Annotated in this window: 4 protein-coding genes; all 4 read right to left on the bottom strand. The window is 61.8% G+C overall.

Going from position 1 to position 3,249, the window contains the following annotated elements; translation table 11 throughout:
* On the bottom strand, positions 1-677 hold a 677-nt coding region (locus tag NCT32_RS36630; RefSeq protein WP_250491520.1), incomplete at its 3' end, for a succinate dehydrogenase iron-sulfur subunit.
* Between the two features lie 24 nt (positions 678-701).
* Positions 702-2,477, bottom strand: a complete 1,776-nt coding sequence (gene sdhA, locus NCT32_RS36625; RefSeq protein WP_061122008.1) for a succinate dehydrogenase flavoprotein subunit — start codon at positions 2,475-2,477, stop codon at positions 702-704.
* Between the two features lie 5 nt (positions 2,478-2,482).
* Positions 2,483-2,851: a succinate dehydrogenase, hydrophobic membrane anchor protein gene (gene sdhD / locus NCT32_RS36620; protein WP_061122007.1), complete on the bottom strand. Its 369-nt coding sequence runs from the start codon at positions 2,849-2,851 to the stop codon at positions 2,483-2,485.
* A gap of 2 nt (positions 2,852-2,853) precedes the next feature.
* On the bottom strand, positions 2,854-3,249 hold a 396-nt coding region (gene sdhC, locus NCT32_RS36615), incomplete at its 5' end, for a succinate dehydrogenase, cytochrome b556 subunit (RefSeq protein ID WP_143756467.1).

Genomic DNA, 3,249 nt, shown 5'->3' with positions numbered 1-3,249 from the left:
TCCTTGATCTTGCCGATCGCCTTGGTCGGATTGAGCCCCTTGGGGCACACGTCGACGCAATTCATGATCGTATGGCAACGGAACAGACGATACGGATCTTCCAGGTTGTCCAGGCGTTCGCCTGTCGCCTGATCGCGGCTGTCCGCGATGAAGCGATAGGCTTGCAGCAAGCCCGCCGGGCCCACGAACTTGTCCGGGTTCCACCAGAAGCTCGGGCACGACGTCGAGCAGCTCGCGCACAGAATGCACTCGTAGAGTCCATCCAGTTCGTCGCGCTCCACCGGCGATTGCAGGCGTTCTTTCTCGGGCGGCGGCGTATCGTTGATCAGATACGGCTTGATCGAATGATACTGGTTGAAGAACTGCGTGAAGTCGCAGATCAGGTCGCGCACCACCGGCAGACCCGGCAGCGGACGCAGCACGATGCGCTGCGGCAATTCATTCAGATTCGTCAGACACGCGAGCCCGTTCTTGCCGTTGATGTTCATCGCATCCGAGCCGCACACGCCTTCGCGACACGAGCGACGGAACGACAGCGTCTCGTCGACCGCCTTCAGCTTCACCAGCGCGTCCAGCAGCATGCGCTCGTGCTCCAGCTCGAGCTCGTACGTCTGCATGCGCGGCGCCGCGTCCTTGTCCGGATCGTAGCGATAGACTTCAAAAATTCTCTTTGCCATTTCGATTTCCTTGCGCTCTGTGCCTTAGAAGGTACGCGCCTTCGGCGGCACCGATTCGACCGTCAGCGGCTTCATCTGCACCGGCTTGTAATCCAGGCGATCGCCCTCGCTGAACCACAGCGTGTGACGCATCCAGTTCTCGTCGTCGCGATGCTCGTAGTCGCTGTGCGCGTGCGCGCCGCGGCTTTCCTTGCGCGCTTCGGCCGACACCATCGTCGCGCGCGCCACTTCGATCAGGTTCGCCAGCTCCAGCGCCTCGACCTTGGCCGTGTTGAACACCTTCGACTTGTCCTTCAGATGCACATGCTTCACGCGCTCGGCGAGTTCGCCGATCTTGCCCACCCCTTCTTCGAGCAGCTTCGAGGTGCGGAACACGCCCGCGTGCGCCTGCATCGACGCGCGGATGTCGTTGGCGATGTTCTGCGTGTATTCGCCCGAGGTCGATTTTTCCAGCACCGCGAGGCGTTCCATCGCGAAGTCGGCGGCATCGGCCGGCAGCGGCTTGTGCTCTTTCAATTCCTTCGCGTGCTTGATGATGTGATTGCCCGCCGCGCGGCCGAACACGACCAGATCGAGCAGCGAGTTCGTGCCCAGACGGTTCGCGCCATGCACCGAAACGCACGAGCATTCGCCCACCGCGTAGAAGCCGTTGACCGGATCGTCATAGCCCTTGGCCGTACCCACGACCTGACCGTGCATGTTCGTCGGGATACCGCCCATCTGATAGTGGATGGTCGGCACGACCGGAATCGGCTCCTTGATGCAGTCGACGTTGGCGAACTTCAGCGCGATCTCGCGAATCGACGGCAGGCGCTTCATGATCGTCTCGGCGCCGATGTGCGACAGGTCCAGCAGCACGTGATCCTTGTTCGGACCCACGCCGCGGCCTTCCTTGATCTCCTGGTCCATCGAGCGCGAAACGAAGTCGCGCGGCGCCAGATCCTTCAGCGTCGGCGCATAGCGCTCCATGAAACGATCGCCGTTGGCGTTACGCAAAATGCCGCCTTCGCCGCGCACGCCTTCGGTGATCAGCACGCCCGCGCCCGCCACGCCCGTCGGATGGAACTGCCAGAACTCCATGTCCTGCAGCGCGATGCCCGAACGCGCGGCCATGCCGAGGCCGTCGCCCGTATTGATGAACGCATTCGTCGATGCCGCGAAGATGCGCCCCGCACCACCCGTGGCGAACAGCGTCGTCTTGCCTTCGAGGATGTAGACGTCGCCCGTTTCCATTTCGAGCGCGGTCACCCCGAGCACATCGCCGTCGGCGTCGCGGATCAGATCCAGCGCCATCCATTCGACGAAGAAGTGCGTTTTAGCCGCGACGTTCTGCTGATACAGCGTGTGCAGCAATGCGTGACCCGTACGGTCGGCCGCGGCACACGCGCGCTGCACCGGCTTCTCGCCGTAGTTCGCGGTGTGGCCGCCGAACGGGCGCTGATAGATCGTGCCGTCCGGATTGCGGTCGAACGGCATGCCCATGTGTTCGAGCTCGTACACCGCATGGGGCGCTTCGCGGCACATGAACTCGATCGCGTCCTGGTCGCCGAGCCAGTCGGAGCCCTTGATGGTGTCGTAGAAGTGATAGTGCCAGTTGTCTTCGCTCATGTTGCCAAGCGAAGCGCCGATGCCGCCTTGTGCCGCCACCGTATGCGAGCGCGTCGGAAACACTTTGGACAGCACCGCCACCGACAAACCCGCGCGCGCGAGTTGCAGCGATGCGCGCATGCCCGAGCCGCCCGCGCCGACGATGACCACGTCAAAGCGACGACGCGGCAGGGAAGTCTTGATTGCAGCCATGTTCTTTAAACTCTCCAGAGAATCTGTGCAGCGTAGCCGGCGCATCCGATCAGCCACAGGATGGTCAGCACCTGCAGCAGCAGGCGCACGCCCATCGGCTTGACATAGTCCATCCAGATGTCGCGAATGCCGACCCACGCGTGATAGAACAGGCAAAGCAAGGCTACGAAAGTCGCGAGCTTCATCCACTGCGTCGCGAAGATGCCCGCCCAGCCTTCATAGGAGAAGTTGTGCGCGCCGAAGAACCAGAACAGCAGAATGACGGTGTAGACAGCCATCACGACCGCGGTGATGCGCTGCGCGAGCCAGTCGCGCAGACCGTAGTGCGCGCCCACGACCAGGCGCTTGGGGCCGACCCGATTTTGCGTTGCCATGTTTAAAACACTCCGAAGATCTTGAGGGCCATCGCGAGCGTGAGCAACAGCGAAACGATCAGCACGATGAGCGCGGTCTGCTTGCCGCCTTCCTTATTGACCGCGACGTGGGTGTCGAGCAGCAGAAAGCGAATGCCCGCGAAGAAGTGATGCAGATATGCCCACGACAGCACGAGCGTGACGATCTTGACGATGGGGTTGGCGAGAAAGCCCTTGAACGCGTCGAACGAGATCTCCGACGTGAGGCTCTGATCGAGCAGATACAGAATGAACGGCAGACACACGAACAGCAGCAAGCCGCTTATACGATGCAGGATCGATACCTTTCCTGCCAGCGGCAAGCGGTACTTCGCGAGTTGGCCGAGTCCGATGTTCCGGTATTCGGGCCTTGGTTTTTT

This window comes from Caballeronia sp. INML2 (assembly GCF_023631365.1).
Lineage (GTDB): Bacteria > Pseudomonadota > Gammaproteobacteria > Burkholderiales > Burkholderiaceae > Caballeronia > Caballeronia turbans.
This window is presented reverse-complemented; position numbering and strand designations above follow the sequence as displayed.